Here is a 20,303-nt window from a genome sequence, read left to right as displayed (position 1 = left end):
CGGTTCGGGCTGTTCATTTGTCAACGATGTCCCGACTGATCCCCGCATCGGCACCAGACGCGCGGGGGTAGCGGAAGGTGTCAACGATGTCGCGACTGAGGTGTCAACCATCACCCCAGAATGTTTCGTCAGCCTAATTGTCAACCATGTCGCGACTGACCTGTCAACCATCAGGAATGATGTCCCAGGCACACCGTGTCAACTATGTCATGACTTCAGACACTCTCTGGGGCGCCAATTTTTTGGGTCAATCCAACCCCAGCACATTGAGGGCTTTTGGAGTTAGAGCGAGCTCCAAGGGGCGTTTCTTCACAGCGACGATAAGACCGCTGTCCTGGAGTTCCGTCACGTGATCGCGAACGGTATTCCAGGAACGGTTGAGGTATTCCTGCAAGTCTCTTGCTGCCACCGGTGCGTCGGGGCCGAAGAGTTTGGCCTGGCCAAGAATGAAGAGAATTTGGCCTTGGTTTTCGGATAGTTCTACCTTCGCTGCGTTCTCACGCAGTGAATGAAGCGATGCCAGTTTTTCCGATAGGGACTTTTCGAGCTGCTCTTGAGCGTCGGTCAAGATCGCGAGCATTTTGAGCAGGAAGAAGGTTCCTTCGCCCCGGTTGAGAGGTGCCTCCGTCTCCTCGAATGCTTTGTAGTACTTGGCGCGCTGGATGGAAAACTGGTGCGACACTGACATTGCAGTGGGGGCGGACAGCGCCTTAATCAGGGCGAAAGCCAAGAGAAAGCGGCCGATGCGGCCGTTTCCGTCGTAGAACGGGTGAGTGTATTCGAACATGAAGTGCCCCATGAAAGCATTCACCAGGCGGTGGCTGTCCACGCTTTGCGTAGCAAGGAAGGTCTTGAGTCTCGCGGTGATTTCGGCTTCGTCCGTCGGGGCGGCATGAATCTCTTTCTGTCCATCGTGAATCGAAACTGAGTGGGCACGGAATAACTGACCGTCAGGCTTGTCGCTATCGGCAATCTCGTCGGCCAGAAGTTCGTCGTAAAGCGAGCGAAGCGCTTGTGGCGACTGGGGGAAGGCCCGTTCATCTTCCCGAGGAAAGAGCAGAGATGAGTACAAGGCCGCCATTTCACGGAATCGCTTGTGCGCGGTTGTCCGTGGTTGCTTCAGTGCTTCGGCGATCTCTTGGCGAGTGGAGCGAATGCCTTCGATGCTGTTCGTCGCCTTGATCTCTTCGATGAGGAGGCCGCTCAGGTAGTGGCTCTTGGCGGCATCGGGAAGTGATGCCCATTTAGGGGCGATCCGTAGCTCGTTGCTCCACACCTGCTCAATCGCTTCCACAACCTCGTTTGTATGCACGACAAACAAGGGGTGGTCGCCCACGTTGAAGTCCCAGGTGACCGTCGCGGGCGAGGAAAGACGCAGCTCGTGCTGCTCCTTTGCGATTTTTTCACCGTGTTGATGGCTGTGGAAGACCTGTTTTAGCTGCTTGTAGGGGCTCATGTTGCGAATTTCCCTGGTCGTTGGGGTGCAATTTAGAGACCTATCTTAAGCGTGTATTTTGCAAAAAGCCCGTATTTTGAAAAATACGGGCTGGGGGAGCGGCTGTAAATTGCAGTTTTGGTGTTAGCTCAGCTCCGTGATCTTGGCGAGCACGTCGGCTGCGGGCGGGTTGGTGGCGTGGGTGCCGTCGGAGTAGAGGACGGTGGGCACGACGCGGTTGCCGTTGTTGACGGACTCGATCCACTCGGAGATGGATTCGGTGCCGGGGGCATCGACATCGACGATCTCGACGGTGCCTTCCGGCAGGTCGGCGCGATCGAGGTCCGCGAGCAGCCTGGTGCAGAACGGGCACCAGGAAGTGGCGAAGACGGTGACGGGGGAGGTCGTTTCCGGGGTGGTAGCCATTGTTATTGGGCCTTTCGTTCGAATCGTTGGAAGCGGTAGCGCAGCGGAGAGTCCTCAACGCCCTCGATAGTCACGCGGCCGCGATCAGAGGTGAACCAGTCAGTTTCGCTGACCAGGTCGAAATCCTCGGTGATCTGGGGAGCGTACACGGCATCGTGGGGGAGGTAAGGGGCGAGGTGGACGTCGATAAGCGTGCGCTCGATGACGTCGACCTCGTCGAGCGTGGCTTCATAAAGTTGTGCCCCGCCGATGATCCATGCGTCTGCGTCGAAGTCAGGCAGGTCGCGGTAGACGTACGCGCCCTTCGACCACGTGCCTGCTTCGCGCGAGGAAATGATGATGTTCGTGCGACTCGGCAGCGGTTTGATCGGCAGAGAATCCCACGTGCGACGACCCATGATGACCGGGCCGCCGAGCGTGGTCTCCTTGAAATGCTTGAGGTCCTCCGGCAGGTGCCACGGCATGCCCGCACCGTTGCCGATGATGCGGTCGACGGACTGGGCCCAGATTGCGCCGACCATTCTTATACCGAGACCTTCGCCGTGATCGTCGGGTGCGGGTCGTACCCGGTGACCGCAATATCCTCGAAGCCGTAATCGAAGATGGACTCCGCCTTGGTGAGCTCCAGCTGCGGGTACGGGCGCGGATCGCGCGACAGCTGTTCTTTGACCTGCTCAATGTGGTCGTTGTAGATGTGGCAGTCGCCGCCCGTCCAGATCAGCTCGCCGACCTCGAGGCTCGCTTGCTGCGCGAACATGTGGGTGAGCAGCGAATAGGACGCGATATTGAACGGCACGCCCAAGAACATGTCCGCGGAGCGCTGGTAGACCTGCATGGACAGCTTGCCGTCGGCGACGTAGAGCTGGAAGAGCAGATGGCACGGCATGAGCGCCATCTTGTCTAGCTCCGAGACATTCCATGCAGAGACCACGTTGCGGCGTGATTCAGGATCCTGCTGGAGGAGGTCGAGCGCATTCTGGATCTGGTCGATGTGCTGGCCGTCCGGGGTCGGCCAGGAGCGCCACTGGACGCCATAGACCGGGCCGAGCTCGCCATTTTCATCCGCCCACTCGTTCCAGATGCGGACATTATTCTCCTGCAGCCAGCGGACGTTCGAATCGCCCTTGAGGAACCACAGAAGCTCGCCGACAACACCCTTGAAATAGACCTTCTTCGTGGTCAACAAGGGGAAAGAATCGGCGAGATCGTAGCGCAGCTGCTTGCCGAACACGCTGATCGTGCCGGTGCCGGTGCGGTCGGACTTCGGCGTGCCAGTCTCAAGGATTTCGCGCAGCAGATCTTCGTACGGGGTGGGGATGGTCGTCCCAGTCATTCACTCACTCTTTGCGGGGTCGTGCGGGGTGTGGTGCGGCTACTTGGCGATGCCTTCGTAGCTGCCGTGCTCTTCCTTATACGCCGCAGCGTGCTCGAGAATTTCATCGGCGAGCTCCGGGCGGCAGATCAGCAGGTCAGGGACATAGGTGTCCTCGTTATTGAAACGCACCTCAGTTCCGTCCAGGCGGGTGGCGTGAAGACCAGCTGCCTTAGCGACGCCCACCGGGGCAGCCTGGTCCCATTCGTACTGGCCGCCGGCGTGAATGTAGGCGTCGTAATCGCCGAGCAGCACGTGCATGGCCTTTGCACCGGCAGAACCGATGCCCACGGCCTCGAAGTCCATCTTCTCTGCAACGTACCTCGCTACCGCCGGCGGACGGTTGTGCGACAGGGCGATCTTGCGGGACAGCGGGCCCTCGACGTGGCGCACGTCAGAGGACTTGAACACCACGCCCAGGTCCGGCAGACCGACTGCGGCGTGGGTGGGCACACCATTTTCGACGAGCGCGATGTGCACCGCCCAGTCCTGGCGGCCGGTGGCGAATTCCTTCGTGCCGTCCAGCGGATCCACGATCCACACGCGTGGGTTGTCCAAGCGAGCCAGATCATCGACCGCCTCCTCGGACAAGAATCCGTCATCTGGGCGGTGCTGCGCCAGCACACGCGCGATCCAGTTCTGGGCGAGATCGTCGCCTGCCTCCCCCAACTCGCGGCCGCGCAGTAGGCCCACACCGCGGATGCCCTTGAGGATTTCGCCGGTGCCAAGCGCAATGAGGTTAGTCAACCGTGAGTCCGAGTACGTTGCCGTCATGGCCTAGACCTTACCGCGTGCGCGGTGTCCTCGTGCGCTGTGGCCGACTGCTTTTGTAGCGCAACATAACACTTAACTTCCCACATAACATCCCACAAGTGTTAAGTAGTGGGAAGTTAGGTGTTATGTTCCGGCCGTCTATGGTGAAAGCGTGCCTGACAGACCTTTCGACCACTCCGTGAGCGGGGAAACTGGTCGCATTCTCGACCGCTTCCATCCGCAGGTGGCCATGTGGTTTGAAGAGGTCTTCGCCGCGCCGACTCCGGTGCAGGAGGGTGCGTGGAAATCGATCTCGGAGGGGGAGAACACCCTCGTTGTCGCCCCGACGGGTTCCGGTAAGACGCTGGCGGCTTTCCTCTGGTCGCTCAATTCGATGGTGCAGCGTTCCGGTCAGCAAGTCCTGCATTTCGATGACAATGCGGCGCTCCAGCGCACCACCACAGGAACGCGCGAGGGCGTGCGGGTGCTCTACATTTCGCCGCTGAAAGCCCTCGGCGTGGATGTCGAGAATAACCTCCGCGCACCCCTGACCGGCATTGCCCGTGTGGCACAGCGCATGGAGCTGGACATGCCGGATATCTCGGTGGCCGTGCGCTCCGGGGATACCCCTCAAGCCGAACGTAACCGGCAGGCGCGCAAACCCCCGGACATTCTGATCACCACCCCGGAGAGCCTCTATCTGATGCTCACCTCCAAGGCCGCGGGGATCTTGAAGACGGTGGACACAGTCATCGTGGACGAGATTCACGCCCTCGCCGGCACCAAGCGCGGCGTGCATTTGGCGCTGTCCTTGGAGCGCCTCCGCAGATTAGCGGGCGATTACCAGCGCATCGGCCTGTCCGCTACGGTACGCCCGCTGGATGCGGTGGCGAGTTTCTTGGGCGAGCGCACCACGATCGTGAATCCGCCGGCGGAAAAGAAGTGGAAGCTGGATGTCCACGTCCCGGTCGAGGACATGAGCGACCTGCCCGTGCCGGAAGAAGGCTCGCCGATCGGGGACGCGGTGATCGACACCTCCGCCATTTCCGACGACGTGCTCGACTTCAACTTGGATGGGCCGGAAGAGAAGAAGGACCTTGCTCCGCCGCCGACCCCGGGGCAGTCCTCGATCTGGCCGCATATCGAGGCGCAGCTCTACCAGGAGGTGATGGCGCACCAGTCGACCATCGTCTTCGTCAACTCCCGCCGCACAGCTGAGCGGTTGACCAGCCGCCTGAACGAGATCTGGGCTTCTGAGCACGACCCGGATGCGCTCAGCCCGGATACGCGCCGCCCGCCGGCGCAGTTGATGAAGTCGGTGGATGTGGCGGGTAAAGCCGCGCCGGTCATCGCGAGAGCCCATCACGGGTCTGTCTCAAAGGAAGAACGCAAGGCGACAGAGACAGCGCTGAAAGAGGGCACGCTGCGCGCGGTCGTGTCCACCAGCTCGCTGGAACTCGGCATCGACATGGGCGCGGTCGACCTGGTGGTGCAGGTGGAATCCCCGCCGAGTGTCGCCTCGGGTCTGCAACGCGTGGGCCGAGCCGGGCACTCGGTCGGTGCGGTCTCCGAAGGCTCGTTTTATCCCAAACACCGCTCGGACCTAGTCCAAACTGCAGTGACTGTCCCCCGGATGCGGGAAGGATTGATCGAGGAGCTCCACACCCCGAAGAGCCCGCTCGATGTGCTCGCCCAGCAGACCGTCGCCGCCGTCGCGGTGGAGGACCTGGAGTTGGATGACTGGTACGAGACCGTCACCCGCGCCTGGCCATACCGCAACCTGGCCCGAGAAGTCTTCGACGCCGTCATCGACCTGGTCATTGGTATCTACCCGTCCACCGATTTCGCGGAGTTGAGACCCCGCGCGATTCTCGACGGTACGACACTCAAGGCCCGCCCCGGCGCCCAGCGCGTCGCCGTCACCAATGCGGGCACCATCCCGGACCGAGGCATGTTCGGAGTCTTCTTGATCGCGAGCGATCAAGAAGGGGGACAAGGACCGCGCCGCGTCGGCGAGCTCGACGAGGAGATGGTCTACGAGTCGCGCGTCGGCGACGTGTTCACGCTCGGCGCGTCGAGCTGGCGCATCGAGAACATCACCCGCGACCAAGTGCAGGTCTCTCCCGCGCCGGGCCACACGGGACGCCTGCCGTTTTGGAACGGCGACGGCGTCGGCCGGCCGTATGAACTCGGTCTGGCTCTCGGCGCATTCCGCAGGGAAGCGAAGAGCGATCCAGCGATCATCGACGCCAGCCTCGACACCTACGCCCACGACAACCTGCTGAAATACCTCGAGGAGCAGGAAGAAGCGACCGGGATCGTCCCCGACGAGAAGACGCTCGTGCTCGAGCGGTTCACCGACGAGCTGGGGGATTGGCGCGTGGTGCTGCACACGCCGTTCGGTAAAGGTGTCAACGCCGCGTGGGCGCTGGCGACGGGGTGGCGCGTGGCGCAGGAGACGGGCATGGACGCCCAAGCGGTCGCGGGCGATGACGGCATCGTGCTCCGCCTGCCGCAAGGAGAAAAGGAGCCCGACGGCTCGATCTTCGCGTTCGACGCCGACGAGATCGCCGACATCGTCACCGAGCAAGTGGGCAATTCCGCACTCTTCGCCTCCCGCTTCCGCGAGTGCGCCGCGCGCGCATTGCTTCTGCCGCGCCGCAATCCGGGCAAGCGCGCACCGCTCTGGCAGCAGCGTCAACGCGCGGAGCAGCTTCTCGACGTCGCCCGCAACTACCCGTCCTTCCCGATCATCTTGGAGACGGTCCGCGAGTGCCTCCAGGACGTCTACGACCTGCCCGCGCTGCAAGATGTCATGCGCAATCTGTCCACCCGCCGTATCCGCGTCGCGGAAGTGACCACGGACCAGCCGAGCCCGTTCGCCTCGAGCCTGCTGTTCAACTACACCGGCGCGTTCATGTACGAAGGCGACACCCCGCTCGCCGAGAAACGCGCCGCGGCGCTCGCGCTCGATCCGTCGTTGCTCGCGAAATTGCTCGGCACCGTCGAATTGCGTGAGCTTCTCGACGCCGACGTGATCGCCGAGGTCGATGCCTCCCTGCGTCGACTCGGAAAGGCCGAGACTTCGGAGCAGTTCGCTGACACGCTCCGCATCGTCGGACCCGTTCCCGTCGATGAGCTCGAGCTCTACACTTCGGTTCCCGCCGCGGCACTCGAAGAGAATCTGGGCAAGCGGATCATGCGTGTGCGCATCGGCGGCCGTGAGCATCTCGCGCAATCACTCGACGCGCCATTGCTTCGCGACGGCCTCGGCGTCCCCGTCCCTCCCGGCATCGCCGCTCAGGTGGCCACGATCCCGGATGCACTCAGCCAGCTGGTCAGCCGGTGGGTTCGCACTCGTGGGCCGTTCACCCTGCGCGACCTCGCGGCCGCATTCGGACTGTCCGTCGGTGCCTCCTATGAAGTGTTGTCTCGCCTCATCGAGGACGGGAAGGTCATCGAGGGCCGTTACCGCCAGGGCGTCGACGAGCAGGAATACATGGGGGCAGAGGTCCTGCGCATCGTGCGCACACGCTCTCTCGCCGCCGCTCGTGCGCAGACCCGCCCGGTCTCCCAGTCGGCCCTTGGCCGCTTCATGCCCGCCTGGCTCAATGTCGCCCCGGCGGGGCAGCGGCCGGCACTCCGCGGTGCCGACGGCGTCTTTTCCGTCATCGAGCAGCTCGCAGGGATCCGTCTGCCTGCCAGCGCGTGGGAGTCGATGATCCTTCCCAGTCGCGTCGGTGACTATTCCCCGGAAATGCTCGACGAGCTCACGTTGTCCGGCGAAGTGCAGATCGTCGGGGCGGGCAAAGCCGGTGCACGCGACCCGTGGATCATGCTGCTTCCCGCCGACTATGCGGCGCAGCTCATCCCCGTTCCGGAAGAGCCGCTGCTGAGCCTCACTCAACAGCGCGTGATGGACAAGATCAACGTCGGTGGCGGTTATCTCTTCACCGACCTGCTCGGGCCCGCATCTGAATCGTTCACCACTTCCGATGAACTCCGCGAATCCATGTGGGACCTGGTTGAAGCTGGACTCATCGCGCCGGATTCCTTCGCGCCGATCCGTGCGCGACTGGCCGGAGGCAAGCACGGCAAGACAGCGCACCGCGCGAAGCGTCGGCCGTCGCGAAGCCGCATCCGCTCCGGGCGCACGACCTTCGCCAATGTCACGCCGCCCGACATGACGGGACGCTGGGCCGCGACGCCCACACCAGACACCGACCCCACGCAGCGCTCGCTCGCGCACGGCGAGGCGTGGCTCGACCGCTACGGCGTGGTCACCCGCGGCAGCATCGTCGCCGAGGACATCGTTGGTGGGTTCGCCCTCGCGTATAAATCTCTTTCCGGATTCGAAGAAGCCGGAAAGGCCATGCGCGGCTACCTCGTCGAAGGGCTCGGCGCGGCGCAATTCTCCACGCCCGCGACCATCGACCGTCTGCGCGGCCACCAGGATTCCGACGACCTTGTCGGTTGGCCGTCCGGCACGAAGGAGCCGAAGGCCTACGTGCTCGCCGCCACCGACCCAGCCAATCCGTACGGCGCGGCACTGCCGTGGCCCGACACCGGACCGACCCGCTCGGCAGGAGCACTCGTCGTGCTTATCGACGGCCTGCTCGCCGCCCACATCACCCGCGGCGGCAAGACCATGACCACCTTCTTCGACGGTTTCCCTGAAGGCACCGCCACCGAAGACGAATTGCTCACCATGGTCGTGGGAGCACTCACTGACGCGGTGGCGGCGGGAAGGTTGTCACCGTTGACCGTCGAAAAGCTCAACGGCGAGCCCGCATTCGCCCTGAAGAATCACGGTGCCGGTGCGTCGCCTCGAGGCGCGAAAATCGGCGGCCGGACCGCGGCTGCCCCGAAGCGGCGGGGACGGACGGTCGCTGACGCGATCAAATCGATGGAGCTCGACGAGGACCTGGATTTCGACGATCATTGACGGACAATCGCCGCAGACCCTAGAATGTAGTCACGTTACTACTTGAGGGGGTTATGATGACGTATCGCATGTCAGCCCGAGAATTCAATCAAGGGCTTAGCCAGGCGAAACGAGCGGCATTGGAAGCGCCAGTGGTCGTCACTGACCGGGGGGAACCGTCACACGTACTCATGTCTTACCGGGAATATGAAAAGCTGACACGCTCTCCCGAAAGTTTCGTGGAAAAACTACTGATCGAAGATCCAGTCGACGTGGAGCTTGAGGACGTTCAGCTGGGATTACGCCCTGTGGAATTTTGATGTATCTCCTCGACACAAACGTCATAAGTCAGTTTCACAAACCCCAACCGGACCGAGGAGTTCTTAACTGGGTGGGGAACCAAGACGAAGCGGAGCTTTTCATTTCTGTAGTCACTGTCATGGAGATAGAAATCGGAATTAAACGCCTCGAGCGACGTGATCCAGAACAGGCGAGACGGCTCCAGCGATGGTTAGATCAATCGGTCCTCAAGGGATTTGAAGGGCGGATTGTGCCGATTGACCTTCATGCGGCCCGGCGATGTGCTGCAAGCCACGTGCCGGATCCTGCTCCGGAGAGGGATGCTCTTATCGCGGCCACCGCGTCCTCGCGTGGATTCACAGTTGTGACTCGAAATGAAAAGGATTTCCGGCGATTCGGTGTGCCGGTGTTGAACCCGTTTGGGGCGCCAGATGCCCGAAGGTGATTCCGTTTATCAGCTGTCCAAACGGCTGCAGTTCATGGCCGGGCGTGAGGTCACCGCGTCATCGTTGCGCGTCCCTCGGTTCGCCACCGTCGACTTCACGGGCATGACAGTCCAGCGTGTGTGGCCGTATGGAAAACACCTGTTCATGCAGTTCGGCGCGGATGGTCACGACGCGCAGATCCTGCACACGCACCTGAAGATGGAAGGCACGTGGTCCGTGCACCGTGCTGGGGCTCGCTGGTCGAAGCCCGGCCACACCGCGCGCGTCGTGCTCCAGCTTTTCGACGATGCCGGCGACATCGAGCTCGTTGGCCACTCCTTAGGGCTGGTCGATGTCTTCCCCGCGCGCGAGTACGAGGCCGAGATGGGCTACCTCGGGCCTGATCTTCTGGCCGAGGACTTCGACCACGATGAGGCGATGCGCCGCATTCTCGCCGACCCGGAGCGAGAGATCGGCAGAAGCTTGCTCGACCAGTATCGCGTCGCAGGCATCGGTAATGAGTACAGGGCGGAGATCTGCTTCCTCGGCGGCGTCCATCCGGCGCGGACGGTGGCTGAGGTGGGGGAGCGCGGTGTCGATAAGCTCCTGCGCATTGCGCGCCGTCTGATGTGGGCGAATAAAGACGAGGTCAAACGCGTGACCACCGGCGTGAAACGCGCCGGCGAGACCACCTACGTGTTCGGGCGCAACAAAAAGCCCTGCCGCCGGTGCACCACCTTGATCACCAAGGGGTTTCTGGGCAGTCAGGGCGATTTAGAGCGCGTGATCTGGTGGTGTCCCAGCTGTCAGCCGGAGCCTACTTTACAAGCCGAGTAAGGCGAGAGGTTCCGTTCTTGTACTCGAATTACTGAGGTCGGACCCCTGCTACTTGGCCACCCTCTGTCGTTACCACGACCCCGTTGCTGAAGTTATTGGATGCTTCTCTGAGCGATGAAGTCACAAAGCGAGCATCTAGGCGAGATCCCAAGACGTGGGCCAGGGCCACAACTGGCCCTCCTCGTGGAATCAAACCCAGCAGGGCGGCCACAAGGGCATCTCCGTCTTTCCCGGAAGCAGCTTCATCATGCATCGCCTTCGCCTCGCAGCTATTCAGGTGGAAGGACTTGATCTCCCGATAGCTATTCCCAGGTCCAAGTGGTTCTTGTCGCGATTCTCCTTCGCGGCTTTCGCCTACCTACGCAGGCTTCTTGAGCTGTCGCCCTTGGAGCGATGAGAACTGTGCTAAGAGAGACTCCGGCCAGAGTGATCCCCAGCGCCTTCTTGAGAGTCATGATGCTCATTTCTTCGTTTCTTTTCGATGACGAAGTTGGACACAAGAGCGAAACATGCGCCAATCGCAACCCCGGCGAGGAGGATAGTCGATCGAGCAGGCTGCTCTATGTCTCCTGCCGTGACGATGAGTAGAGCGATAGTCAATGCTCCTAAGACAAGAGCGATCTGAATAATGTACTGGACCTTGGCGGACATACTATTGTGTCCTTTCTCCCATGTGACGTTGTTTGAAGTGGGGGAAATCCAAACCTGGAGCGTGAAACTGCAGAAAGCAAGCTGCCGTTCCGCTAGACCTTGCCAAGGGAACTTCTCTCGGCCATGGCCCAGAGCAATTTCTTCATGCCCTTTGAGCTTCCAATTTCAGGCACTCTGCGCTACCAATTTCAGGCACTCTGCGCTACCAATTTCGGGACTCCCACGCTACCAATTTCAGGGTTCGGGAAGAACCTGCCTAAGCGCTCGGCGCCTCGTTCTTCTCCCGGATCGCACGGCGGATAAAGAAGATGAGGAAGCCGAGCAGAATCAGGATGAGAATCACGTAGACGACCTTGGAGTACTGGTCGATGTAGCCGGTGACGGCCTCCCAGTTCTCGCCGAGCTTGAAGCCCAAGAGGATGAGGATGAAATTCCAGACGGCGGAGCCGAGGGCGGTCCACAGGCCGAAGGTGAGCAGGTTCATTCGGTCCAGGCCCGCGGGAATGGAGATCAGCGAGCGGATGCCGGGGATCAGGCGACCGAAGAGGATTGATGGCCTGCCGTATTTGTCGAACCAGGCGAGGGATTTATCAACGTCAGAGGCCTTCACCAGCCACATCCAGTCGGCGATGGCGCGCAGACGGTCCGCGCCGAGCCAGGCGCCGATGCCGTAAAGAATGTACGCGCCGACCACGGAACCGATCGTTGCCCAGATGAACACCGAGATGAAGTTCAGTGAACCCTGGGCGACGGTGAAGCCGCCGAGCGGCAGGACCACCTCGGAGGGGATCGGCGGGAAGAGGTTTTCCAGCAGGATGGCGATGCCGACGCCGGGGGCGCCGAGCGTATCCATCAAACTGACAATGAAGTCAATGATCGCGGACATGGCAAGTATCTTGCCTTATGAGATGTCGGTCGACCAAGAATGAACCGGCGCGCCAGTCTTCTGATTCTCCAAGTAGAGCTTCAACATTTTCGCCAGAGCTTCCTGCCGCTCCGGTGTCGCGGGCTTCGTGCCGGGGCCGTATTTATCCAGCACATCCAGCTGCCAAGTTGCGCCGTTCTGGCGGTGCCATGCGCGGCCCTCAATGACCTTCAAGTACTTGTCGGCCAGTTCTTCATCGACATCGAGGAGGCGCAGACCCTCATGTGCCTGGTCGAGCAGATGGTTGAGGACGAGGTTGGACACGTCGATGCGCCCCAGCGTCGGCCACGTCATCGTCGCGCCAATGCCGTCCCTGGCACCGGCGTAGAAATTGCTCCGCGCATCGTCGAAGGTCAGGCGCGACCACACTGGGCGGGTCTGCTCGCCCAGGAATTTCGCGAGCCCGTAGTAGAACGCGGCGTCCGCGATGATGTCGATCGTCGTCGGGCCAGCCGCGAGCAGGCGGTTCTCCACACGGATATGGGACAGCTCCAGCGACGGATCGTAGATCGGGCGGTTCCAGCGCCATACCGTGCCGTTGTGCAGGTTCAGGTAGTGCAAGCCCGGGCTGTTGCCGTCCATCATCGGTTTGCCCGCGTCAGTGCGGGATTCCGGGATGAGCGGGGAGAAGTAGCGTACGTTTTCCTCGAAGAGGTCGAACGCACTCGTAATCCAGCGCTCGCCGAACCACACGCGCGGGCGCACTCCCTGGTTGACCAGCGTGTCCGTGCGGGTATCGATGGATTGCTTGAATACCGGGATGCGCGATTCGTGCCACGTGCGGTGCCCCATGAACAGCGGGGAGTTCGCACTCAACGCCACCTGCGGGCCGGCGATCGCCTGGGACGCATTCCACGCTTCCGGGAACCGGTTCGGCGCGACTTGGAGGTGCAGCTGCATCGATGTACAGGTCGACTCCGTGGCGATGTCATCGAAAGTGGCGCGGTAGCGCTCCTGCCGCGCGACGTCGATATGCACGAGCTCGCCGCGCGCTTCGACGACCATATTCGACAACGCGGAATAGCGGTTCTCCTGCGTCATCCACTCGTCGCTTCGCAGATAATCGGTGGTCACCGTCGGCAGCGTGCCGATCATCGCCAGTTTCGCACCAGCTTTTTTCGCGGCCTTATCGACGGCTCGCAGACGCTCATCCAGTCCCTCGTGCAGCACCGTCAACCCGTCGCCGGACAGCTCCATCGGCGGGTGGTTCACCTCGACGTTGTAGCTGCCAATCTCGGCCTGGAATTCGTCGGAAAGCTCGGCGAGCACTTCCTTATTGCAGCCCGCGGGAGCCATCGAGTCGTCCACGAGATTGAGTTCGAGCTCGAGCCCGATGGTGCCGTGATCGACGAATTCTGCCTCCTGGAGGTGGCGATCGAAGATCTCCAGATCGTCCAGGAGGGCCTGACGGTATGTGGTCCGCTCTTTGGGGGTGTATGAATCGCGTGAAACGGCATCGCCCATGCGCAAATCTTATCCGCGCGCACGACGGGATGCACCGTATTTATACCCGCATTGCATTCATATGCGGCTATTTCTTGCTGCGGTACCACCCGATGAGCGCGTCGGTGGAGGAATCGCCAGTGGCGGGTTCTTCCGCACCGGAGACCGCGCCAGCGAGCTCATTCGCCTGCGCTTTGCCCAGCTCCACGCCCCACTGGTCGAAGGAATTGATGCCCCAGATCACGCCCTGCGTGAACACGATGTGCTCGTACAGCGCGATGAGAGCGCCCAGCGCATGCGGTGTGAGTTCCTCCGCAAGGATCGTGGTGGTGGGGCGGTTGCCAGGCATGACCTTGTGCGGGGCCAATTGCTTATCGACGCCACCTGCTTCCACCTCTTCCTGCGTTTTCCCGAAAGCCAGCACCTTTGTCTGCGCGAAGAAATTCCCCATGAGGAGATCGTGCATGGAGCCTTCCCCAGAAGCGGTGGGCAGATCCTGCTTCGGGTTGGCAAAGCCGATGAAGTCCGCTGGAACCATCGTCGTGCCCTGGTGGATCAGCTGGTAGAAGGCGTGCTGGCCATTCGTGCCGGGTTCGCCCCAGAAGATCTCGCCGGTGTCGTAGGTGACCGGGGTGCCGTCGATACGCGTGCTCTTGCCGTTCGACTCCATGGTGAGCTGCTGCAGGTACGCCGGGAAGCGGGAGAGATCCTCGGAGTAGGGCAGCACCGCGTGAGTGTCTGCGCCGTGGAAATTGCGGTACCAGATATTCAGCAGGCCCATGAGCACCGGAATATTTTCCTCCAGCGGTTCCGTGCGGAAGTGCTCGTCCATCGCGTTGAAACCCTCGAGGAAACGCATGAAGTCCTGCGGGCCGATCACCGCCATGAGCGAGAGACCGATCGCCGAATCGACGGAGTAGCGGCCGCCGACCCAGTCCCAGAACGGGAACATATTGTCAGTGTCGATGCCGAATTCGGCGACCTTCTCCGCATTCGTCGACACCGCCACGAAATGCTTCGCGATAGCCGACTCATCCCCGTCGAACTGCTCCAGCAACCAGCGCTTCGCCGCATGCGCGTTGGACAGCGTCTCCTGAGTGGTGAAGGTCTTCGACGCCACGATGAACAGCGTCTCACCTGGGTCGGCGTCGTCGAGCACACTCGTCATATCCGCGGGGTCGACATTGGAGACGAACTCTGCGGTGATCCCCGCCGTCGCGTACGTGCGCAGCGCCTTCGCTGCCATTGCCGGGCCCAAGTCGGAGCCGCCAATACCGATATTGACGACCTTCTTGATCGTGTGTCCCGTGTAGCCGAGCCACTCGCCGGAGCGCAGCTTCGACGCGAAATCGCGCATCCGGCCCAGCACCTCGTGCACGTCAGCCGCGACATCCTGGCCATCCACCTCGAGGTCGTCTTCCGCGGGGATGCGCAAACCGGTGTGGAGCACCGCGCGGTCTTCGGTGGAGTTGATGTGCTCGCCGGTGAACATCTTCTCCGTCGCGCCTTTCAGGTCCGCCTCCTCGGCGAGGGCCACCAGTGCTTTGAGAACGTCCTCGTCGACGAGGTTCTTCGACAGGTCCACGTGCAGGCCTGCCGCGTCGAACGTGAATTTCTCGGCCCGGCCACTATCGGTGTCGAACATCTCTCGCAAGGTCTTCTTGCTCTTCTCCGCGTGGAGTTTCTGCAGTTCGTTCCATGAGGTTGTGGAGGTGATGTCGGTCATTGCCACTCCTAGAGGGGGTCATCGAGGGGATCTGCGGTCAATGCCTCCCAGACTAATGAAACTTACGGAACCCGGACCCGAATTTCGGCCATAATGGGAAGCCATGAGCATCGTGAAGATCAACGCAATCACTGTCCCCGAAGGTGCTGGCGAGCAGCTCGAGCAGCGCTTCGCAGCACGCAAGCACGCCATCGACTCCCAGCCCGGCTTCGAGGGGTTCCAGCTGCTGCGCCCGGTCAAGGGCGAAGACCGCTACTTCGTAGTCACCCGCTGGGCCGACGAGGAGTCCTACAAGAACTGGTGGGCCGGCGAAGGCAAGGCCGCCCACGCTCACAAGGACGGCGAGGAGCCCCGCAAGCCGGTCGCATCCGGTGCCGAACTCCTCGAATTCGAAGTCGTGCTTGATTCGCTCGAGCAGGACTAGTTCGTTTGAGGGCGCTCTAGAGCACCCAGCCTCTACGATCCCAACTTGCCCCGGCCGAGTCGCAGCAAAATGGCGGCGAGGTTGGGGCCTTCTTCACCGAGCTCGTCGCGGAATTGGTTGATGATGGCTACTTCGCGGGTGTGGACAAGGCGGGTGCCGCCGGAGCCCATGCGGGTCTTCCCGATGGCATTAGCAATCTCAGAGCGGCGCTTCACGGCATCGAGGATGACGCGGTCGAGCCGGTCGATTTCTTGGCGGTAGGCCTGGATCTCCTCGTCGGACAACGGGTCGTCGGTGCCGGACGGGTGCCTGATATCGCTGTTCTCCACGCTCATAACCATTGATTCTGCCACGAATTCCACAGCGTGTTCGGATGGCTCCGGACGGGTGGTTCACCCTGCCAAGTACGGTAGGAGCCATCATGGGAACAGATTTGATTTTGGGGTTGAATCCGCAGCAGAAGGCAGCCGTTGAGCACTCCGGCAGCCCGCTGCTCATTGTTGCTGGCGCTGGATCCGGCAAGACGGCTGTGCTGACACGCAGGATTGCGTATCTGCTGCAGGAGCGCGGGGTGGCGCCGTGGGAGATCCTGGCCATCACGTTCACCAATAAGGCTGCCGCGGAGATGAAAGAGCGCGTCAGTCAGCTGATCGGCCCGCATGCGGAGCGGATGTGGGTGGCCACGTTCCACTCGGTGTGCGTGCGTATTCTGCGGCAGCAGGCGCAGTTGGTCAACGGCCTGAACACGAACTTCACTATTTATGACGGGGATGATTCGCGGCGTCTGTTGGGCATGATCGCGAAGGAAGCGAACCTGGATCTGAAGAAGTTCTCGCCGCGCGCGCTGGCGAATGCGATCTCGAATCTGAAGAACGAGTTGATCGGGCCGGAGCGCGCGCAGCTGAACGCCGAGAAAACGAAGAATCCGTTTGAGACGACGGTGGCGAAGGTCTATGCCGAGTACCAGCGTCGTCTGCGTGAGGCGAATGCGGTGGACTTCGACGACCTGATCGGCGAGGTGGTCGGGCTGTTCCAGCGCCACCCCCAGGTGGTGGAGTACTACCGGCGTCGGTTCCGCCACGTGTTGGTGGACGAGTACCAGGACACCAACCACGCGCAGTACGAGCTGATCCACATGCTCGTCGGTAACGGTGCGGATGCGCCGGAGCTGGCGGTTGTGGGCGATTCGGATCAGTCGATTTATGCGTTCCGTGGGGCCACGATCCGAAATATCGAGGAATTTGAGCGGGATTACCCGAATGCGACGACGATCATGCTGGAGCAGAACTACCGCTCGACGCAGAATATTCTCGCCGCGGCGAATGCGGTGATCGCGCAGAACGCCGGCCGTCGCCCGAAGAAGCTGTGGACGGATCTGGGGGAGGGCGAGAAGATCGTCGGGTACGTCGCGGACAATGAGCACGACGAGGCACGTTTTGTCGCCAGCGAGGTCGACGCATTGGCGGACCGGGGCAGGGACTATTCGGATATTGCGGTCATGTACCGCACGAACAACTCGTCGCGCGCGTTGGAGGATATTTTCATCCGCGCGGGCATTCCGTACAAGGTGGTCGGCGGCACGCGCTTCTACGAGCGCAAGGAGATCCGCGATGTCATCGCCTACCTGCGTGTGCTGGAGAACCCGGATGATTCGGTGAGCATGCGCCGCATCATCAATGTGCCGAAACGCGGCATCGGTGACAAGGCGCAGGCGATGGTCGCGCTGTATGCGGACAACCACCAGATCAGCTTCGGGCGCGCGCTTATTGACATCGCGGGTGGGGAAGGCGATGCCATCTCCTCCCGCTCTCGGAACGCTATCTCCGGGTTCGTCGACATTCTGAACGGTCTGCGCGTTGATATGGACGAACTCGTCAACGAGGTGACTGGCATGCCGGATTTGGGTGGTTTGGTCGCCCGCATTCTGGATGTGACCGGCTACCGCGCGGAGTTGGAAGCATCGAATGACCCGCAGGACGGGGCACGGCTGGACAACCTCAATGAGCTTGTGTCGGTGGCCCGGGAGTTCTCGTCTGATGCCGCGAACACGATGGCGTATGAGGAGTTCGACCCGGACAGCGGTGAAGCGCAGCCAGGATCGCTGCAGGCGTTCTTGGAGCGCGTCTCGCTAGTCGCTGATGCGGACCAAATCCCGGATGAGGGGCAGGGCGTTGTAACGCTGATGACGTTGCACACGGCGAAGGGGTTGGAATTCCCAGTCGTATTTGTCACCGGCTGGGAGGACGGGCAGTTCCCGCACTTGCGTGCGCTGGGTGATCCGGATGAACTCGCGGAGGAACGCCGTCTTGCTTATGTCGGCATTACCCGCGCACGCGAGCAGCTGTACCTGACCCGTGCGATGCTGCGATCCTCGTGGGGCTCCCCGGTGACCAACCCCGCCAGTCGCTTCCTCGCGGAAGTCCCAGAGGACCTCCTCGACTGGCGGCGGGTGGAACCGGAGCGCTCCTTTTCCTCGGACGCATGGGGCAGCCCGATTCCCGCGCGACGCACGAGGCGCCGGAGCGAGAGCAGCGTGAAGGTGAATAAGAACCTTCAGCTGGCGAAGGGGGACCGTGTCAACCACGCGAAGTACGGGCTGGGCACGGTCATGAGCGTTGATGGTGTCGGTCCGCGGGAGACCGTCACCATCGATTTCGGTTCGAGTGGAACGGTGCGGCTCATGCTCATCGGCGGCGTGCCGATGGAGAAGATCTAACCGCTTAGACGGTGATGCCGCGCTCGGCGAACCACGGCACCGGGTCCACTCGGTTCTCGCCGTCCGGCAAGATCTCGAAGTGCAGGTGCGGGCCGGTGGAGTGGCCCTCGTTGCCCATCTCGGCGATCTGCTGGCCGGCGGCGACGCGGTCGCCCACATTCACGTTGAACGAGCGGACGTGGCCGTAGACGCTGATGGAACCGTCGTCGTGGCGCACACGGACCCACTTGCCGAAGCCACGGGCCGGGCCGGCGTTGATCACGGTGCCGTCCATGACGGCGAGGATCGGGGTGCCCAGATCATTGGCGATATCGATGCCGTAGTGGAAGGTGCCCCAACGCGGACCGAAGCCAGAGGTGAAGCGACCCTGGGTCGGCATGACGACCTTATTGCCGCTCGGGGAGGTGCCTGACTGCTCGGTGACAGACGTGGTCGGGACGTCGGCGGTGGCTTCCTCTTCGTTGTACTCGGGAAGCTCACGGGGGTCGTAGACGACCTGGTAGCCCGCGGCGGAGAAGGTCGCGCCCTTGGAGAAAATATCGTCGAGCGCCACGCCGATCGACGGCAGGGCGGGGCCGAGACCATCGACTTGCTGTCCGTTGACGGAGACGGAGAGTGCGTGGGCGGGAATAGCGGTCAGGGGGATGCTCAGTGCCACGGCGGCGACGAGGAGGCGTCGTTTCATGTCGTCTGTCGTCCTTTTACGCTTCGGGGAGTATAGGCATTTTCCAACTCGCAACATGCTAGCGGCAGAAACCACCCCAATCAATGCCGTTTTTGCGGTTGACGTGCAGAAAAGGGTGAATCTACGTCTAAAAGTGCAGGTAATAACAGTTAACTAGTGTGACAAGAGTGAATTATGTGAATTTCCCGCCGGGGGTGAAAAGCGCATAAAAAATTCCCCCCGGGTGTGAACTAGCCCCCGAAAGTTGGACTGGTTTAATTCTAGGCTGTGAGGGGTTCAAGGGTCTGATTCCGATACTGGATCGGAGTCAGGCCCTTTAGTCGTTGTTGGATGCGTTCGGTGTTGTACCACCCGATGTACTCGTCGATCGCCTGGTTGAACTCTGCGACCGTGTCGAAGACTTCACCGTGGTACATCTCGGTTTTCAAGTGCCCGAAAAAGTTCTCCATGACCGCGTTGTCGTAGCAGTTGGCTTTACGCGACATTGACTGCCTACCACCGTTGTCACTAATCAGGTCGCGCCAGGACGAGTGCTGATACTGGAATCCTTGGTCGGTGTGCATCATCCACCCGGGTTCAGGTGCACACGCTGCGATCGCCTTGGTCAAGGAATCGGTGGTAAACGCTGTCGACGGCGATGTGGCAACGGTGTGGGCGACGATTGAACGGTCGAACAAGTCCATCACTGGTGACAGGTAGACCTTGCGGCCTGCGACCCTGAACTCGGTGACGTCGCTGACGAAAACGGTATTCGGCTTATCAGGGGTGAACTTGCGGTCAAGTTTGTTGTCGGCAATGTGGCTGATCGTCCCAGCGTAGGAAGCATACGGTCTGCGTTGGCGGATCTTGGCTCGAAGCCCCATCTCGCACATGAGTTTGTAGACGAGTTTGTGGTTGACCACCCAGCCCTGGTTACGCAGGTCGAGTAGTACTCGCCGGTAGCCGTAGCGATGCTTGTTGTGTTCGAAGCTTTCCCGGATCGCATCTTTGAGCGCGGCGTGCTTATCCGGTTGGCTGAGGCGTTTCTGGTGGTAGAAGAACGTCGATCTCGGCATGCCCGCCGCATCCAAAAGGTATTGCAGACGATGCTGTGACTTGAGGATGACGATCGCCTGGACTTTCAGGCGCGTCCCTGAGAGTGTCCGATTCTTTGTGTGCGGGGGTTTGGTTTACAAGTAGTCCGCGAATCGGTCGGGGTAAGCCACGGCTAGTTGGTTGATGGCTTGTTTCCACCCGGTGGCTTTCGCTCCTTCAATATAGC

The 20,303-nt window shown here is 61.4% G+C and carries 16 protein-coding genes and 1 pseudogene; 6 read left to right on the top strand and 11 right to left on the bottom strand.

Annotated elements, in window-relative coordinates:
- Positions 1-247: 247 nt before the first annotated feature.
- The 5 genes from ACUY2Y_RS11600 to ACUY2Y_RS11580 all read right to left on the bottom strand — a co-directional run bounded on the left by ACUY2Y_RS11600 (position 248) and on the right by ACUY2Y_RS11580 (position 4,007).
- The gene (locus ACUY2Y_RS11600; protein ID WP_448326632.1) at positions 248-1,456 is read right to left on the bottom strand and encodes a Fic family protein; all 1,209 of its coding nucleotides are present in this window, start codon (positions 1,454-1,456) and stop codon (positions 248-250) included.
- 123 nt (positions 1,457-1,579) lie between these two features.
- Positions 1,580-1,861, bottom strand: coding sequence for a glutaredoxin domain-containing protein (locus ACUY2Y_RS11595; RefSeq protein ID WP_448326630.1), 282 nt, complete (start codon positions 1,859-1,861; stop codon positions 1,580-1,582).
- A gap of 2 nt (positions 1,862-1,863) precedes the next feature.
- The gene (locus tag ACUY2Y_RS11590; protein ID WP_448326628.1) at positions 1,864-2,382 is read right to left on the bottom strand and encodes a dihydrofolate reductase; all 519 of its coding nucleotides are present in this window, start codon (positions 2,380-2,382) and stop codon (positions 1,864-1,866) included.
- A gap of 2 nt (positions 2,383-2,384) precedes the next feature.
- The gene (locus ACUY2Y_RS11585) at positions 2,385-3,194 is read right to left on the bottom strand and encodes a thymidylate synthase (protein WP_448326626.1); all 810 of its coding nucleotides are present in this window, start codon (positions 3,192-3,194) and stop codon (positions 2,385-2,387) included.
- A 39-nt stretch (positions 3,195-3,233) separates the two neighbouring features.
- On the bottom strand, positions 3,234-4,007 hold the full coding sequence (locus ACUY2Y_RS11580) for a 3'(2'),5'-bisphosphate nucleotidase CysQ (RefSeq protein ID WP_448326624.1): 774 nt from the start codon (positions 4,005-4,007) through the stop codon (positions 3,234-3,236).
- Positions 4,008-4,236: 229 nt separating this feature from the next.
- Here ACUY2Y_RS11580 and ACUY2Y_RS11575 point away from each other — a divergent pair, with 229 nt between their 5' ends.
- Genes ACUY2Y_RS11575 through ACUY2Y_RS11560 form a run of 4 tightly spaced genes read left to right on the top strand, consistent with a single transcriptional unit; the run spans position 4,237 to position 10,472 of the window.
- Positions 4,237-8,931 carry a DEAD/DEAH box helicase gene (locus ACUY2Y_RS11575; protein WP_448326634.1) on the top strand — a complete coding sequence of 1,565 codons (4,695 nt, stop codon included), beginning with the start codon at positions 4,237-4,239 and terminating at the stop codon, positions 8,929-8,931.
- Between the two features lie 53 nt (positions 8,932-8,984).
- Positions 8,985-9,230, top strand: coding sequence for a type II toxin-antitoxin system Phd/YefM family antitoxin (locus tag ACUY2Y_RS11570; RefSeq protein WP_448326623.1), 246 nt, complete (start codon positions 8,985-8,987; stop codon positions 9,228-9,230).
- Positions 9,230-9,655, top strand: coding sequence for a PIN domain-containing protein (locus ACUY2Y_RS11565; protein ID WP_448326621.1), 426 nt, complete (start codon positions 9,230-9,232; stop codon positions 9,653-9,655). The genes ACUY2Y_RS11570 and ACUY2Y_RS11565 overlap by 1 nt, the downstream gene beginning before the upstream one ends.
- The gene (locus ACUY2Y_RS11560) at positions 9,642-10,472 is read left to right on the top strand and encodes a DNA-formamidopyrimidine glycosylase family protein (RefSeq protein WP_448326620.1); all 831 of its coding nucleotides are present in this window, start codon (positions 9,642-9,644) and stop codon (positions 10,470-10,472) included. Before ACUY2Y_RS11565 ends, ACUY2Y_RS11560 begins: the two co-directional genes overlap by 14 nt.
- Before the next feature lie 907 nt (positions 10,473-11,379).
- On the opposite strand, the gene ACUY2Y_RS11555 is transcribed toward ACUY2Y_RS11560, so the two are convergent.
- From ACUY2Y_RS11555 to pgi, 3 genes are all read right to left on the bottom strand, one after another.
- Positions 11,380-12,009 carry a DedA family protein gene (locus ACUY2Y_RS11555; protein WP_448326619.1) on the bottom strand — a complete coding sequence of 210 codons (630 nt, stop codon included), beginning with the start codon at positions 12,007-12,009 and terminating at the stop codon, positions 11,380-11,382.
- Positions 12,010-12,024: 15 nt separating this feature from the next.
- A complete protein-coding gene (locus tag ACUY2Y_RS11550; RefSeq protein WP_448326617.1) occupies positions 12,025-13,512 on the bottom strand; it encodes a glutamate-cysteine ligase family protein in 1,488 nt (495 codons plus the stop codon).
- Between the two features lie 67 nt (positions 13,513-13,579).
- Positions 13,580-15,217 (bottom strand): glucose-6-phosphate isomerase, encoded by a 1,638-nt coding sequence (gene pgi, locus ACUY2Y_RS11545; RefSeq protein ID WP_448326615.1) that lies wholly within the window; start codon positions 15,215-15,217, stop codon positions 13,580-13,582.
- A gap of 103 nt (positions 15,218-15,320) precedes the next feature.
- Here pgi and ACUY2Y_RS11540 point away from each other — a divergent pair, with 103 nt between their 5' ends.
- A complete protein-coding gene (locus tag ACUY2Y_RS11540) occupies positions 15,321-15,641 on the top strand; it encodes an antibiotic biosynthesis monooxygenase family protein (protein WP_210573253.1) in 321 nt (106 codons plus the stop codon).
- A gap of 32 nt (positions 15,642-15,673) precedes the next feature.
- Here ACUY2Y_RS11540 and ACUY2Y_RS11535 read toward each other — a convergent pair whose 3' ends face one another.
- Positions 15,674-15,976 carry a chorismate mutase gene (locus ACUY2Y_RS11535; protein ID WP_296144676.1) on the bottom strand — a complete coding sequence of 101 codons (303 nt, stop codon included), beginning with the start codon at positions 15,974-15,976 and terminating at the stop codon, positions 15,674-15,676.
- A gap of 86 nt (positions 15,977-16,062) precedes the next feature.
- On the opposite strand from ACUY2Y_RS11535, the gene pcrA reads away from it, so the two are divergent.
- Positions 16,063-18,357, top strand: a complete 2,295-nt coding sequence (gene pcrA, locus ACUY2Y_RS11530) for a DNA helicase PcrA (protein WP_448326613.1) — start codon at positions 16,063-16,065, stop codon at positions 18,355-18,357.
- Between the two features lie 4 nt (positions 18,358-18,361).
- Here pcrA and ACUY2Y_RS11525 read toward each other — a convergent pair whose 3' ends face one another.
- Together ACUY2Y_RS11525 and ACUY2Y_RS11520 are read right to left on the bottom strand one after the other, a co-directional pair.
- Positions 18,362-19,042 (bottom strand): M23 family metallopeptidase, encoded by a 681-nt coding sequence (locus tag ACUY2Y_RS11525; RefSeq protein WP_448326611.1) that lies wholly within the window; start codon positions 19,040-19,042, stop codon positions 18,362-18,364.
- Positions 19,043-19,302: 260 nt separating this feature from the next.
- Positions 19,303-20,172 (bottom strand): annotated as a pseudogene (locus ACUY2Y_RS11520) (IS3 family transposase); the annotation flags it as partial.
- Positions 20,173-20,303: the final 131 nt, after the last annotated feature.

It is taken from the genome of Corynebacterium sp. 20-84 (assembly GCF_053479455.1).
The sequence above is the reverse complement of the archived record's forward strand: the minus strand, read 5'-3'. Positions and strand labels throughout refer to the sequence as shown.

What these genes read in the sequence shown, in the direction of transcription:
- ACUY2Y_RS11600 (WP_448326632.1), bottom strand. Translation starts at nt 1,456, where the DNA reads ATGAGCCCCTACAAGCAGCTAAAACAGGTCTTCCACAGCCATCAACAC.
- ACUY2Y_RS11595 (WP_448326630.1), bottom strand. Translation starts at nt 1,861, where the DNA reads ATGGCTACCACCCCGGAAACGACCTCCCCCGTCACCGTCTTCGCCACT.
- ACUY2Y_RS11590 (WP_448326628.1), bottom strand. Translation starts at nt 2,382, where the DNA reads ATGGTCGGCGCAATCTGGGCCCAGTCCGTCGACCGCATCATCGGCAAC.
- ACUY2Y_RS11585 (WP_448326626.1), bottom strand. Translation starts at nt 3,194, where the DNA reads ATGACTGGGACGACCATCCCCACCCCGTACGAAGATCTGCTGCGCGAA.
- ACUY2Y_RS11580 (WP_448326624.1), bottom strand. Translation starts at nt 4,007, where the DNA reads ATGACGGCAACGTACTCGGACTCACGGTTGACTAACCTCATTGCGCTT.
- ACUY2Y_RS11575 (WP_448326634.1), top strand. Translation starts at nt 4,237, where the DNA reads ATGTGGTTTGAAGAGGTCTTCGCCGCGCCGACTCCGGTGCAGGAGGGT.
- ACUY2Y_RS11570 (WP_448326623.1), top strand. Translation starts at nt 8,985, where the DNA reads ATGATGACGTATCGCATGTCAGCCCGAGAATTCAATCAAGGGCTTAGC.
- ACUY2Y_RS11565 (WP_448326621.1), top strand. Translation starts at nt 9,230, where the DNA reads ATGTATCTCCTCGACACAAACGTCATAAGTCAGTTTCACAAACCCCAA.
- ACUY2Y_RS11560 (WP_448326620.1), top strand. Translation starts at nt 9,642, where the DNA reads ATGCCCGAAGGTGATTCCGTTTATCAGCTGTCCAAACGGCTGCAGTTC.
- ACUY2Y_RS11555 (WP_448326619.1), bottom strand. Translation starts at nt 12,009, where the DNA reads ATGTCCGCGATCATTGACTTCATTGTCAGTTTGATGGATACGCTCGGC.
- ACUY2Y_RS11550 (WP_448326617.1), bottom strand. Translation starts at nt 13,512, where the DNA reads ATGGGCGATGCCGTTTCACGCGATTCATACACCCCCAAAGAGCGGACC.
- pgi (WP_448326615.1), bottom strand. Translation starts at nt 15,217, where the DNA reads ATGACCGACATCACCTCCACAACCTCATGGAACGAACTGCAGAAACTC.
- ACUY2Y_RS11540 (WP_210573253.1), top strand. Translation starts at nt 15,321, where the DNA reads ATGAGCATCGTGAAGATCAACGCAATCACTGTCCCCGAAGGTGCTGGC.
- ACUY2Y_RS11535 (WP_296144676.1), bottom strand. Translation starts at nt 15,976, where the DNA reads ATGAGCGTGGAGAACAGCGATATCAGGCACCCGTCCGGCACCGACGAC.
- pcrA (WP_448326613.1), top strand. Translation starts at nt 16,063, where the DNA reads ATGGGAACAGATTTGATTTTGGGGTTGAATCCGCAGCAGAAGGCAGCC.
- ACUY2Y_RS11525 (WP_448326611.1), bottom strand. Translation starts at nt 19,042, where the DNA reads ATGAAACGACGCCTCCTCGTCGCCGCCGTGGCACTGAGCATCCCCCTG.